Origin of the sequence: Chryseobacterium sp. JV274 (assembly GCF_903969135.1) — a bacterium.
Classification (GTDB): Bacteria; Bacteroidota; Bacteroidia; order Flavobacteriales; family Weeksellaceae; genus Chryseobacterium.
Window position 1 is genome coordinate 3,265,035 of record NZ_LR824569.1, and the last position, 13,288, is coordinate 3,278,322.

At 36.7% G+C, this 13,288-nt stretch carries 12 protein-coding genes; 6 read left to right on the forward strand and 6 right to left on the reverse strand.

What is annotated here, in order from left to right; genetic code table 11:
• Positions 1-3 precede the first annotated feature (3 nt).
• The 3 genes from CHRYMOREF3P_RS15095 (at position 4) to CHRYMOREF3P_RS15105 (ending at position 1,871) form a co-directional block, all read left to right on the forward strand.
• Positions 4-381, forward strand: a complete 378-nt coding sequence (locus CHRYMOREF3P_RS15095; protein WP_077413423.1) for a hypothetical protein — start codon at positions 4-6, stop codon at positions 379-381.
• A 192-nt stretch (positions 382-573) separates the two neighbouring features.
• On the forward strand, positions 574-1,329 hold the full coding sequence (locus CHRYMOREF3P_RS15100) for a murein L,D-transpeptidase catalytic domain family protein (protein ID WP_077413424.1): 756 nt from the start codon (positions 574-576) through the stop codon (positions 1,327-1,329).
• 110 nt (positions 1,330-1,439) lie between these two features.
• Positions 1,440-1,871 carry a hypothetical protein gene (locus CHRYMOREF3P_RS15105; RefSeq protein WP_232539040.1) on the forward strand — a complete coding sequence of 144 codons (432 nt, stop codon included), beginning with the start codon at positions 1,440-1,442 and terminating at the stop codon, positions 1,869-1,871.
• A gap of 73 nt (positions 1,872-1,944) precedes the next feature.
• Here the strand turns inward: CHRYMOREF3P_RS15105 and fabF are convergent, their stop codons facing one another.
• The 6 genes from fabF to CHRYMOREF3P_RS15135 form a co-directional block, all read right to left on the reverse strand.
• Entirely contained in the window at positions 1,945-3,186 is a 1,242-nt protein-coding gene (gene fabF, locus CHRYMOREF3P_RS15110) for a beta-ketoacyl-ACP synthase II (RefSeq protein ID WP_077413425.1), read from the reverse strand.
• A 2-nt stretch (positions 3,187-3,188) separates the two neighbouring features.
• On the reverse strand, positions 3,189-3,614 hold the full coding sequence (locus CHRYMOREF3P_RS15115) for a PaaI family thioesterase (protein WP_180564958.1): 426 nt from the start codon (positions 3,612-3,614) through the stop codon (positions 3,189-3,191).
• Positions 3,615-3,625: 11 nt separating this feature from the next.
• Entirely contained in the window at positions 3,626-4,894 is a 1,269-nt protein-coding gene (locus CHRYMOREF3P_RS15120) for an acetyl-CoA C-acetyltransferase (RefSeq protein ID WP_077413426.1), read from the reverse strand.
• An 11-nt stretch (positions 4,895-4,905) separates the two neighbouring features.
• Positions 4,906-5,511, reverse strand: coding sequence for a TetR/AcrR family transcriptional regulator (locus CHRYMOREF3P_RS15125; protein ID WP_077413427.1), 606 nt, complete (start codon positions 5,509-5,511; stop codon positions 4,906-4,908).
• A gap of 175 nt (positions 5,512-5,686) precedes the next feature.
• A complete protein-coding gene (locus CHRYMOREF3P_RS15130) occupies positions 5,687-6,106 on the reverse strand; it encodes an OsmC family protein (RefSeq protein ID WP_180564959.1) in 420 nt (139 codons plus the stop codon).
• 87 nt (positions 6,107-6,193) lie between these two features.
• Complete coding sequence (locus CHRYMOREF3P_RS15135; protein ID WP_180564960.1) at positions 6,194-7,060, reverse strand: helix-turn-helix domain-containing protein; 867 nt, start codon at positions 7,058-7,060, stop codon at positions 6,194-6,196.
• Positions 7,061-7,259: 199 nt separating this feature from the next.
• On the opposite strand from CHRYMOREF3P_RS15135, the gene CHRYMOREF3P_RS15140 reads away from it, so the two are divergent.
• From CHRYMOREF3P_RS15140 to CHRYMOREF3P_RS15150, 3 genes are all read left to right on the forward strand, one after another.
• Positions 7,260-8,138, forward strand: coding sequence for an AraC family transcriptional regulator (locus tag CHRYMOREF3P_RS15140; RefSeq protein ID WP_077413430.1), 879 nt, complete (start codon positions 7,260-7,262; stop codon positions 8,136-8,138).
• A 387-nt stretch (positions 8,139-8,525) separates the two neighbouring features.
• The gene (locus tag CHRYMOREF3P_RS15145) at positions 8,526-11,486 is read left to right on the forward strand and encodes a SusC/RagA family TonB-linked outer membrane protein (protein WP_077413431.1); all 2,961 of its coding nucleotides are present in this window, start codon (positions 8,526-8,528) and stop codon (positions 11,484-11,486) included.
• Positions 11,487-11,503: 17 nt separating this feature from the next.
• Complete coding sequence (locus CHRYMOREF3P_RS15150; RefSeq protein WP_077413432.1) at positions 11,504-13,129, forward strand: SusD/RagB family nutrient-binding outer membrane lipoprotein; 1,626 nt, start codon at positions 11,504-11,506, stop codon at positions 13,127-13,129.
• Positions 13,130-13,288: the final 159 nt, after the last annotated feature.

Below are 13,288 nucleotides of genomic sequence, written 5' to 3' on the forward strand. Positions count from 1 at the left end.
GAAATGAAAGAACCGGAGTTGTTTGAGGAACGTAAACTTGTATGGCTGGCGCTTTCTGATTTATATCTGGATACAGAACTTCAGGAATGGCAATTTCAGTATATGACCGGAATTTTTCTTAAAAGTCCTTTTAGTTTTGAAAAGATTAAAAAGATAGATCAATATGAAATTTTTCCCGTTCTTTTTTCTAATCTGCTGAATCCGGCTGGCGAATGGGCTGGCTTTGAAGAAAAAAGATTAGTTAAAAATATTATGAACTGGATGGAATCCCGAAGTGAGCTGGATATTCTTGCTATCAAATGTATTTATCCAATATATGAACAGGTAAATAGAGATTATTGGAAAAGACTTGAAGAAATCTATCATCAGATAGGTTTCTGACTTTCCAATGGAAGGAAACCTTGAGTGTTTATGAGCCTTGATGTATTTCGAATTCTCAAAAATAAGTGCTTTAATTCACAGAATCAGGACGTTAAAGTTTCTTAAATAGCGTTAAACTTTTTAGAGTTATAACCCCTTGGTAATTATGTTTTTATAATTTTGCCCCACTAATTTGGATTTATATAGTATTGAATGAAAGGATTTTATAGCGTATTAGGCCTTGTTTACATGGTGACGACTTCATTCTACATTTCCCCAAGACTAGCGGCGAAAAGTGAGAATGTAAAAACAACGAAAACTGAAAAAGTAGCTGAAACGAAATCTGAGAAGAGCACAACAGCCGTATCTTCATCAGAAGCATTATACCAATCTATTGCATTTGACCCTGAACACGAATTGAATTATGAAGTGTTCTCAAAAGCATTGACGGGTTATGAAAATTTAAAAAAAGCAGGATTGCTTACCCAAGACTCGCATTTATTGACTATCTGCGATTTTTCTATGTCTTCTAACACAAAAAGACTTTGGATCATTGACCTGGAAGACAAGAAAGTTCTGTTCAACTCTTTAGTGGCACACGGAAAAAATACAGGCGAAGAATTTGCGACGAATTTTTCTAACAGGGAAAGTTCGCTGCAGAGCAGCATGGGATTTTATATTACGGATGCAACCTATCAGGGGGACAACGGATATTCTCTGAAGTTATTGGGAATGGATAAGGGCTTTAATGATGCTGCATACAGAAGAGCAATTGTAATGCATGGTGCGGATTATGTAAGTGATGCATTTGCGGCAATGCACAAAAGAATCGGAAGAAGCTGGGGATGCCCTGCCGTCCCAAGAGAGCTGACACAATCTATAATCAATACGATTAAAGGAAAAAACTGTCTGTTCATCTATTATCCTGATCAGAATTATCTTTCTTCCTCAGAATGGTTGAAAGCGTAAAGATAAAAAGAGCAGTCAGATTTGGCTGCTCTTTTTCTTTTAAAATAGTCCTGCAATTCGAAAATAAGAATTAAATTTATATAAGCCTTTTAGCCTTAAAGTATAACAGAATGATGAATGGACAGCATGAAAATCATAAAAATATAAGTGTAGCTCTGGAAACATTGACAGGATTCATTCCAGCCATAAGACTGATTAATAATCCTGATGGCTCATGTACTTTTGAGAAAGGTAAAATGCCCACCGTTAAACATATCAATGCATCGGTTTTCTGGATGAGTAATGAAACTGAAGAATGGGAAAAAAATGATCATCCAGCGCCCAGAAGGCAATATGTTATTACCATCAAAGGGAATATAAGATTTAAAGTAACAGATGGTACTACATTTATTATTAAACCAGGAATCATCCTTTTAGCTGAAGATCTTAAAGGTGCCGGACACAGCTGGGATATGGTGAAAGGTAAGAAATGGGAGAGACTTTATATCCCGATTTTAGAGAATGAAGGTGACTTTTTCATTCCTGATGATGATTTTATATAACAGTTAAAGATAAGTTAGAATAAAAAATCCCTGTATGATTTCATACAGGGATTCTCAATTATTTTAATTCAAATTAGCTGAATTTCTTGAAAATTAAAGTCGCATTATGCCCTCCGAATCCAAAAGCATTACTTAAAGCATAGGTAATATCTTTTTCTTTTGCTTCTCCAAAGACAATATTGATATCTTGTGGGATATTCTGATCTATACTGTGAAGATTGATCGTTGGCGGAATAATTCCGTTTTGAATCGCTTTAATAGAAATTATGGCTTCTACAGCTCCCGCAGCTCCCAACAGGTGGCCTGTCATGGATTTCGTTGCACTGATATCAAGATTTTTACTTCCTTTAAATAATTTATTAATTCCATTGAGCTCAACCAGATCTCCAAGCGGAGTAGAAGTGGCATGAGGATTAATATAATCAATATCATCTACAGTGATCTTTGCTTCGTTAAGAGCCAGCTGCATTGCTTTGATTGCTCCAACACCGTCGGGATGAGGTGCCGTCATATGATAAGCATCCGCTGTCATGGCTGCACCTACCAGTTCTGCATATATTTTTGCCCCTCTTGCTTTGGCGTGTTCATATTCTTCAAGAATCAATGTTCCTGAGCCTTCACCCATCACGAAACCGTCTCTGTCTGCATCGTAAGGACGGCTGGCTGTTGCAAAATCATCATTTCTTGTAGACATAGCTTTCATAATGGAAAATCCACCGATAGAAGCCGGAGAAATGGCAGCCTCAGAACCACCGCTTACGATCACCTTCGCTTTTCCAAGACGGATATAGTTGAAGGCGTCCATCAAAGCTGTATTTCCGGTTGCACATGCTGAAACTGTTGTATAATTAATTCCCTGAAGACCATATTTCATGGAAATCATTCCCGATGCCATATTGGCAATGAATTTCGGGACAAAGAAAGGATTGAATCTTGGTGTTCCGTCACCAGCTGCAAAGTTCATGACCTCGCTTTCAAAAGTCCACATTCCGCCTTGTCCTGTTCCCCAGATAACACCCACATCAAATGGATCCATGTTTTCCAGTTCAAGTCCGGAATCTTTTAAAGCTTCCGCGGTAGAATACATTGCATATTGTGAAAATAAATCACTTCTTTTGATTTCGTTGTGTGTTAAATGGAGTTTTGGATCAAAATTTTTAACCTCACATGCGAAATGTACTTTAAATTTTTCTGTGTCAAAATGGGTGATTGTATTTGCTCCACTCACTCCGTTGATACTGTTTTGCCAAAATTCTTCGACATTGTTTCCCAAAGGCGTCACCGCGCCAAGACCTGTAATGACAACTCTTTTCATACTTAGTTATTGATTTTGAATAAATTCGAGGTTCCTCTTGCGATTAATCGTGTTTTGTCTGCATTCCATATTTCGCATTGAGCGTTTACGAATTGCTTACCTCTTTTAATGATTTTAGTTTCAGCTACAATATTATCATTTTCTTTTGCAGTTGAAAAATAATCTATGACATTATTTATAGTGGTAATGAAAGAATTTTCATTTAAAGAAAACATGGTGGCGCCAATGATATCATCTATAATTGCTGCGGTAACTCCACCGTGAAGATTTCCTATAGGGTTCAGCCACTCCGGTCTTACTGTATATTGAAATTCCAGTTGGCCTTCTTCAACAGAAAGAACAATAGGGTTGAGCCATTTCATAAAAGGAGATGGTGACTGATCAAATTCTTTTCCGATGAATTGCTGTAATTGTGCTAATCTATCCATACTTTCAATTTTTATTTCTCTAAAATCATGGTTACTCCCTGTCCACGTGCGGCACAAATGGATATAAAACCTTTTCCACTGCCTTTTTCATCAAGTAATTTTGCAAGGGTTGCAATAATTCTTCCGCCTGTTGCTGCAAAAGGATGGGCTGCGGCAAGGCTTCCTCCCTTTACATTCAGCTTACTTCTGTCAATCTTACCAAGTGCCTTTTCCAATCCGAATTTTTTGGCAAGCTCTTCATTTTCCCAGATTTTTATGGTAGCTAAAACCTGCGCGGCAAATGCTTCATGGATTTCATAGTAATCGAAATCTGAGAGGTTCATACCTGCTTTTTTCAGCATTCTTTCTGCAGCAAAAACGGGTGCCAGAAGTAAATCCTGTTTATTTTCAACATATTCTATTCCTGCCAGTTCTGAAAAAGTAATATATGCTAAAACAGGAAGGTTGTTGGCTTTTGCCCATTCTTCACTGGCCAGTAAAACTGCCGAAGCACCATCGGTAAATGGCGTTGAATTTCCCGCTGTTAAAGTTCCGTTTTGCTTATCAAAAGCAGGTTTTAGCTGTGATAATTTTTCAATACTGCTGTCACGGCGCATATTATTATCTTTATCTAATCCGAAGGCAGGCGTAATCATATCATCAAAGAATCCTTCGTCATAGGCTTTTGCCATATTCTGATGACTTTTTAAAGCCAGTTCGTCCTGTTCTTCTCTCGATATTTTGTAGTATTTAGCAGTAATTTCTGTATGTTCTCCCATTACCAGACCTGTTTTGGGCTCCTGTCCTTTGTAAGGAATAGGCATCCAGTCTTTCAGTTTCGGGCTTAAAAGCTGCTTTATTTTTCCAAATGCTGATTTTTCTTTATTGGCTTTTAAGAGTGCTTTTCTTAATCTGGGAGAAGATTCAAACGGGATGTTGCTCATAGCTTCCACTCCGCATGCAATACCACATTCTATCTGGCCTAGCGCAATTTTATTTCCTATATAAATAGCTGATTCAATGCCCGTGTCACATGCCTGTTGAAGATCACATGCAGGAGTTGCCGGATCAAGAGTAGTATTCATCACGGTTTCTCTGATGAGGTTGCTTTCGGAAATATGCTTAATCACTGCACCGCCGGCAACTTCTCCAAGTCTTTTTCCTTTAAGGTGATAACGATCTATCAATCCGTTCAGAGAAGCGAGCAGCAGATCCTGGTTTCCCTGTTCCGAATAAGCTGTATTCATTCTGGCGAAAGGAATTCTGTTGTATCCTACAATTGCCACTTTTTTTGTTTCCATATTTGTATAATTTATGATGGAAGAATATTGAGTTCATGATCAATCATGTAGATGATTTTATCCAAAGCATGATTTAGAAAACTTTGATCACCCATTGTTTTTGAGAGCAGAATCCCACCTTCAATAAGCATGATGAATAGGGACGCATATTGCTCAGCATTTACTTTTTTATCAATTTCACCCTTCTGTTGTCCCTCCAGAATAGCGGCTGATATTTTGGCCATCCACTGTTCAAAAGATTTTTTAACCTGGTTTTTTAAAGCAGGGAAAGAGTCATCAGCTTCTGTTGCCGCATTCATGATGGGACAGCCTCCGTTTGAGAAAACAAACTTCCAGTTTTTCCGGTAAAAATCTACAAAAGCATGAAGCTTATCCAGGGATTTAGGATATTCATCACTAAAAGAGCGGCTGAGGGTTTTGCCCAGCAATCCGGCATTGTATTTATAGACTTCAATGGCTACTTCATCTTTATTTTCAAAATTTCCGTAAATACTTCCTTTCGTTAATCCGGTTGCCTGAGTAATGTCGGACAGCGATGTGGAAATATAACCCTTTGTATTAAAAAGAGTTGCTGTTTTCTCGATGATATGCTGTTTTGTTTTTTCGGCCTTCGACATTATAAATGGTTAAATACTATACAAATATACAAAAATATACCGCTCGGTATATTTTATTTTAAAATTTACGGATACAGATCTTGTGTGTCTTTAAGTTTTGACTAAAGCCAATAGAATTGTTTTAAAATAAAAAACGGGCTAAAGCCCGTTCCTATTGATGTTGAAATTCATATTTTTATTGCTCCAGAGTAGCATTCAATGTAATTTCAAAGTTGAATGCTGCACTTACAGGGCAACCTTCTTCAGCAATCTTAGCAAATTTCTGGAATTCTTCTTCTGAGATTCCCGGAACTTTAGCAGTTAAAGTCAGTTCAGATTTTGTAATCTTTCCAATATTTGGATCAAGAGTAATAACAGAAGTTGTTTTTAGCTCTTCAGGATTGTACCCTGCCTGTGAAAGCTCTGCATCTAATTTCATGGTGAAACATCCAGCATGAGCTGCTGCCAGTAATTCTTCAGGGTTTGTCCCTACACCATCCGCAAAACGGCTGTTGAAAGAATATTGAGTCTGGTTTAAAGTCATACTTTGAGTAGTTAAGTGTCCTTTTCCTTCTTTGATGGTACCGTTCCAAACGGCTGTTGCGTTACGTCTCATAATGTTTTGTTTTTGTATTTAATGTTGTTTGATTTTGATATTACAAAGGTATGTCGGTGATAGGGAGTATTCAATAGATAAAAAGACTTAAATATTGTACTTTTTTCCCGATGAGTAATTTTTTTTAAAATTGGAAGGAGTATTGCCTGTTTTATTGGTAAAAAGGCGGTTGAAATAGGCCGGATCTTCATATCCAAGATCGTAGGCGATTTCTTTAACAGGTTTATCGGTGTAGAATAGTAACCTTTTTGCTTCTAATAAAATTCTGTTGATGATGAACTGATTGGGAGAATCCAGATTTAAATTTTTAAATTTATGGGTTAAGGTCTTTGGGGCAATGTGAAGCAGGTCTGCATAATCTGCTACATTATGTTTTTCTCTGAAATGTATTTCCAGATGTCTGCTGAAGTCTCTGAAAATATCAAGTTCACTGCCTGGTATTCTGAGTGTTTCATTATCTAAATTCTGTTTTTTCCATTTTCGGGTAGCCCGGATGATAATCTGTTTTACATAGGTTCTGATCATTTCCTCAGCAGACGAATCTTTCCATTCAAGTTCATCCTGAATATTCTGAAACAGATCTTTTATAAGTGTCGCTTCGGAAGGATCAAGCTCTACGAAAGGAATCTCAAATACATTATGGAAGAGAAGTCCATCGCACGCTACTTCCTTATCATGAATCTGAATACAATAAAAATCACGGTTGTAGAAAAGCAGAATAGATTCATCTTTTCCTTTTTGTATGCTTAGATGTTGGTTCGTCAAAAAAAACAGTGAAGGTTTCTTTGTTTTGTAATGATTAAAATCTACCGTAAGTTCGTATCCTGAGGGAATAAAAAATACTTTGATATCAGTTCTGAAATGGTTTCCGTTGAAATTTTCCAGATTTTCTTCTGAAAATATTTCCAGTCCGAGTCTTTTATAGTGATCTTCAAAAATAAGCTGTTGCGGCATACTTTAACTTTAGTTTAAAGATACAAAAAAGCATGATTTGAGCTGTATTAAATTAATGATACCCAAATTTCTGATGTAAGCCATATGGAATTGGAATAAAATAAATCGGAAATATGTTTTTACATTGATATTATTTTATCATTTTTACAAAGATTTGTATTACGGTCTATATTATTAACCTTTTTTCAAAACTGCCTGCATGAGCGAATTAGAAAATATTCTGAGAGAAATAACTCCACTATCTCCTGAGGACAGTTTTCTTGTGTTTGACAGGATTAAAGCATCATTTGATTTTCCATACCATTATCATCCGGAAATTGAAATCAACTTTATCTACAAAGGAAAAGGATACCGGAGAATGGTTGGAGATCACACCGGAGAAATAGGAAACATTGAGCTGGTTTTAGTAGGACCCAATTTACCACATTGCTGGGCCAATTACAGATGCAAAAACAGGAAAACCCACGAAATCACAATACAATTTAACCAGGATTTCTTTCAACAATCACTGATGGAGAAAAATATTCTGAAACCCATCAACAATCTGATGAAAGATTCCATCAGAGGAATTCTTTTTTCTACGGAAACGGCTGAGAAACTAAAAGATTCGTTTCTCAATCTGTCAAAGATGAACAGCTTTGAATCATTCATAGAAATTATGAAAATTCTGAATGAACTGGCAGTTGCAGAAAACAAAACGCTCTTGTCATCGTATAGTATTGAGCTTGAAACTTTTGCAGATAATGATAAAATGAAGGTCGTTCATGATTTTGTACATAAGAATTTTGAAAATAAAATAACTCTGGACAATGCAGCCTCATTGGTGAATATGAGTAATGTAACGTTCAACAGGTTTATTAAAAAAAGAACCGGAAAGACTTTCATTAATTATCTGAATGAAATAAGAATCAGCTATGCCGCACGGTGGCTGATGGAAAAGAATCTTACCGTTTTTGAAATCGCTTTTGAAGCGGGGTTTAATAATATTGCCAACTTCAATAAGGTATTTAAGTCAATAAAAAAGACAACTCCTACTGAATTTAAAGAACAATTCAAAGGGGTGAAAAAAATCGAATAATACTCATTTAAAATTCATTTTTTCTGTATCATCAGTTCAAAATAAAACACAAAACCGGGTAGTTATATCCGGTTTTATTTTGATAAAAAACTAAGATAAATCCTCTTTTTTTGATAGAAATTAATAAGGTGTATTTTGTTGATATATAAAGGTTTAATGGCTTTTAAATAAAATTGCTGAAAAAATAATATCGTTTTATGATAAAATAGTATTATATCAGACTGGTTACAAAATTTAGATTTGTGAATGTGAATTAAATCTTAACAAAACTTTAAATAATTTAATACATAAACGGCAATTTTTTGCTAAGAAAACAATAATTTTTTTTGTATTGAAAAATAAAGCAATGTAATTGATTCTCAATTAAATCTAACGAATCTATACCTTATGAGAAAAGCAGTTATACCTGTTCTGTTCGTTTTTTCACTTTCTGCGAATGCACAGGAGAAAAAATCGGCCGACACTACGAAGACAAACAGTATTGAGGAGGTCGTAGTCACCTCTTTGGGGATAAAAAGGCAGGCCCGCTCTTTGACGTATTCCAGTCAGCAGATTGGTGGAGATGAGCTTACAGAAGTGAAAACTCCCAATCTATTAAATTCAATCAATGGAAAAGTATCCAACGTACAGATCAACAGAACTAATGGTGTAGGAAGCTCGGTAAGGGTGATTATGAGAGGGAATAAGTCTGTCAACAATGCACAGCCATTATATGTAATTGATGGTATTCCTATTATCAATGGAACAGGAAAATCAGCGGATATCGGTCAGTATTCCAATATGCCGGATCCGGGAGATGTACTGAGTTCTATCAACCCTGATGATATTGAAAGCATCAACTTCCTGAAAGGAGCTTCGGCTTCTGCATTATACGGTTCAGCTGGAGGGAATGGTGCTATTTTGATTACGACTAAAAAAGGACGTGCAGGGAAAAGTTCAATTACTTACAGCTCCAGCCTTACAGTTGACAGAGCTTACAGCCTTCCAAAGCTGCAACATAGTTATTTATCTTATGATCCATCTGTATCTGGATCACAACCAGGACAGGCTGTAGACAGCTGGGGAGCAAAAGGATCCTCAAAGGACTATCTTAAAGATTTTCTGCAGACAGGAACGACATGGGTAAACAGCCTTTCTTTTCAGTCAGGAAATGAGAGATCAACAAGCTATTTCTCCATTGGTAATACAACGAACAAAGGAGTGGTTCCGATGTCTTATTTTGATCAGTACAATGTTTCTTTCAGGAATTCAAGTAAGTTTTTGGATGATAAACTGACATTAGACGCTAACTTTATTGGTTCATTACAGGAAAGTAAGAACAGACAGACTCCCGGAGCTTCTTTTTCTCCTTTGACGAGTTTGTACTGGTTACCGAGAGGAGTAGATTTTGATCAATATGGAGCTGATAATTATTCTTATTTAGATAAAACAAGATTTTTGCCGGCTCAGAACTGGTGGGAAGTAAATCCAGACGGAAGTTTCAAAGGAAATCCGGTAACGCAGAATCCTTACTGGATCTTAAACAGAAACCCTGTTACAGTTAGCAATAAAAATACATACGGAGCTCTATCATTGTCTTACCAGATCAATCCTTGGTTAACAGCGAGAGTAAGAGGAAACTATAGCTGGAATATTTCAGATAGCCAGCGTGATATTGCAGCCTTTTCAGCACCAAGTTTACTGGCTAATGGTACTAATGGTAGAATGCTTAAAAATACGTATGAAAATTCTTCTACTTACGGCGATGTTTTGTTAATAGGTAGTCCTAAAATAAGTGAGTCAATCTCTTTAGATTTTACAGTAGGAGGAAGTATCAATACAACAAGAAATAAAATAGGACAAATTGATAATGCTTATCTGGCAAATCCTAACCTTTTCACTTTGAATAACCTTCAGTGGAATGTAAACAGATCGCCAGGAGATGGGTATCATAATATCTATACGAACATGAAAAAACAGGTACAGTCCGTTTTTGCGAGTGCTTCCGTTGGATATAAAAATATGTTCTATGTAGATATGACCTTCAGAAACGACTGGGATTCTACTTTGGCATTAACAGGAAGAACAGGCTTTGACTACGAATCTGTAGGTGCTAACGCTATCCTATCTTCTATCTTTAAACTTCCGGAAGTGATTAATTTCTGGAAGGTAAGAGGGTCTTATGCAACTGTTGGTTTGGGATTACCTACCAATATTACTAATGCAATGGTTGAATATAGCAAAGGGTATGTATATGGAGTAGACGCAGGAACAATTGTGTATCCTAAAAGTTCTTTTGCTACAGGTGCTGGTTTTGAAGCATTGCTTCCAAAGCCAGAACTTAACAAAACTTTTGAAGCTGGGACAGAGTTAAGATTGTTGAATAACAAATTAAATTTTGATATTACTTATTATAACTCCAATACCAGTAACCAGTTGTTGGAAACTACAATTCCGTCCTATTTAGGAGGACTGGCACCTGGATCATATTATATCAATGCAGGGAAAATCCGAAATACAGGTTTTGAATCTTCATTATCGTATAAAATATTTGGTTCAGAGAAATTTGGATGGACAACTACATTGAATGCATCAGCTAATAAGAATAAGATTGTTGAATTATTTCCTACAAGTATAAATGTTTCTCAGGAGCTTACTTTCCCATTGACTGGTGGAGGTGATTATACAAAACTTAAACTGGGAGGATCTTTTGGAGACCTTTATGGAATCAAGTTTAAAAGAGATGATCAGGGACGTATTCTTGTGAATGAAAAAGGCGTTCCTTTAGCAGAGGGTATTCCTTCTTATCTAGGAAATCCTAACCCTAAATTTATTATGGGATTCAATAACTCATTTAATATTGGTAAATTGGGAATATCATTCCTTATTGATGGTAAATTTGGAGGTAAAGTTCTTTCTCTTACAGAAAAAGCGAATGATATATATGGGGTAAGCCAGTCGACTGCTGACGCAAGAGACGCAGGAGGTGTATCTATTCCAAATGCAGTCTATGCACCTGGGACACCTAATGCAGGACAAGCTTATACTGGATTGACGAATGCAAAAGATTATTATAAAGCAGTAGGAACAACCGAAGGATTTGGAAAAGGAGTTGATGAAGCTTATCTGTATAGTGCTACAACAATACGTCTACGCCAGGCATCTGTTTCATATATGTTTGATGTCAACTCAAAATATTTGAAAAATGCAACGGTAAGCTTAGTAGGAACCAATTTATTTTTCTTCTATAAAAAAGCACCATTTGATCCGGAACAGGTATCAGGAAATACGCCTGGTGGAGTGGGAGTAGACTCATTCGGTCTGCCGGTTACCAGATCTATCGGATTATCATTAAAAGCTAACTTCTAACTTTTACAATTACGAAAATGAAAATTAATACTATTAAAACATTGGTATTTGGAGCAGCAGTGCTGTTTTCCGCATCAGGATGTACCAATGACTTTGATCAATATAACCAGGAAAAGCTGGGAGGCCCTGAAAATTTTTACGCAGATTTTATCGCCGTTGTTAATCCTATGAAATCTATCCAGAGAGGGCTTCAGGCAGATTATCAGCTGTATCCTAACTTAAGTGCAGATATGTACAGCGGAATGTTCAGTACAGCAACACCATTCAACGGAGGGGTAAATAACCTTACTTATTCTATGATGGACGGGTGGAACAACAGGATTATTGCCAGACAACAGGATATCTTTAACTATTCTATCATTATTGATAATGCCGCCAAAAACAATTATCAAGGAGTTGATTTTACAGGAACATTTGCTGTTAAGAAAATTCTTAAAGTGATTACAGCGGCTAGAGTATCAGATAATCACGGTCCGGTAGTTTACAGTAAATATGAAAAACCGAATCCTAATGGAGTTACTGATTTTGATTCCCAACAGGATGCCTACAATTATTTTATCGCTGACCTTAGTACTGCTATTACAGACTTGCAGAAAGTAATGGCAATGCCGGCGACAAAGAACGTAGAAGATAAAACATCATTGAAAAATGCAGATTTAGTGTATGGAGGAAATATGGCTCAGTGGGCAAAACTGGCAAATTCATTAAAGCTGAGGTTAGCAATGAGAATAAGCTATGCTGATCCTGCAAAATCAAAACAATATGCAGAAGAGGCTTTGGCTTCATCAGCAGGGTTGATTACTGATAACGCAGACAATGCTTTGATCAGTGTAGGACAATCAGAATTGAGCTTCATCATTTATTCATGGGGAGATTGTTTAATAGGTGCACCTTTGATGGCTTATATGAACGGATATAACGATCCAAGACTTCCGGCATATGCTATTCCGGCATCAGATGCTGGTTTACAAGGAAAATATATAGGAATACGCCAGGGGATTGATTTACTAAATGGTAAATCAACGTACGGAGGATTCTCACAACCACAGGCAAAATCTGCCAACGGAGATTATTTTTCCGGTACAGATGGTAAAATGAAATTATTCACTGCTGCAGAAACATGGTTCCTGAAGGCTGAAGCTGCTTTGAGAGGATATGCAGGAGCAGGAGATATTCAAACCAACTATACTACCGGAGTTCAGCAGTCTTTCGGAGAATGGGGAAAAAGTGCCAATGTTGCCACTTATCTTGCTGATACAACTTCTACAGAAGCACCTTATCTTGATCCGAAAAATGCAGACAATAACGTACCTGTTGGAAATCCTCAGTTAAGTACTATCACGATTGCATGGAATAACGGAGATACCAACGAAAGAAAATTAGAAAGAATCATTACTCAAAAATGGCTTTCTCTTTATCCAAACGGACCGGAAGCGTGGGCTGAGCAGAGAAGAACTGGATATCCGATTCTCTTCAAAGTAAGAAAAAATGACAGTGGTGGAGCGATCAGTACAGAAGCCATGATCAGAAGAATTCCTTTTACTATTGATACCAAAACTTCACTCTATAATTACCAGCAGGCTTCACAGATGCTCAACGGACCTGATACCGGAGGTACTAAGCTATGGTGGGATAAGAAATAAAAAATATTCAGAATCACTCATTAATAAAGAGACATCTCAACATCAGATTTTTATTTGACACATTCATTGAGGCGGGAGAATAGAGTAGAATCTCCAAAAAATTTATAGTTTCGTTTTTTTTTAGCCTGAATGAATCTTTGAGATGTTCTCTTTTATTTA

Bases quoted from the DNA above. Each gene is read 5' to 3' on its own strand.
- CHRYMOREF3P_RS15095 (WP_077413423.1), top strand. From the start codon at position 4: ATGAAAGAACCGGAGTTGTTTGAGGAACGTAAACTTGTATGGCTGGCG.
- CHRYMOREF3P_RS15100 (WP_077413424.1), top strand. From the start codon at position 574: ATGAAAGGATTTTATAGCGTATTAGGCCTTGTTTACATGGTGACGACT.
- CHRYMOREF3P_RS15105 (WP_232539040.1), top strand. From the start codon at position 1,440: ATGATGAATGGACAGCATGAAAATCATAAAAATATAAGTGTAGCTCTG.
- fabF (WP_077413425.1), bottom strand. From the start codon at position 3,186: ATGAAAAGAGTTGTCATTACAGGTCTTGGCGCGGTGACGCCTTTGGGA.
- CHRYMOREF3P_RS15115 (WP_180564958.1), bottom strand. From the start codon at position 3,614: ATGGATAGATTAGCACAATTACAGCAATTCATCGGAAAAGAATTTGAT.
- CHRYMOREF3P_RS15120 (WP_077413426.1), bottom strand. From the start codon at position 4,894: ATGGAAACAAAAAAAGTGGCAATTGTAGGATACAACAGAATTCCTTTC.
- CHRYMOREF3P_RS15125 (WP_077413427.1), bottom strand. From the start codon at position 5,511: ATGTCGAAGGCCGAAAAAACAAAACAGCATATCATCGAGAAAACAGCA.
- CHRYMOREF3P_RS15130 (WP_180564959.1), bottom strand. From the start codon at position 6,106: ATGAGACGTAACGCAACAGCCGTTTGGAACGGTACCATCAAAGAAGGA.
- CHRYMOREF3P_RS15135 (WP_180564960.1), bottom strand. From the start codon at position 7,060: ATGCCGCAACAGCTTATTTTTGAAGATCACTATAAAAGACTCGGACTG.
- CHRYMOREF3P_RS15140 (WP_077413430.1), top strand. From the start codon at position 7,260: ATGAGCGAATTAGAAAATATTCTGAGAGAAATAACTCCACTATCTCCT.
- CHRYMOREF3P_RS15145 (WP_077413431.1), top strand. From the start codon at position 8,526: ATGAGAAAAGCAGTTATACCTGTTCTGTTCGTTTTTTCACTTTCTGCG.
- CHRYMOREF3P_RS15150 (WP_077413432.1), top strand. From the start codon at position 11,504: ATGAAAATTAATACTATTAAAACATTGGTATTTGGAGCAGCAGTGCTG.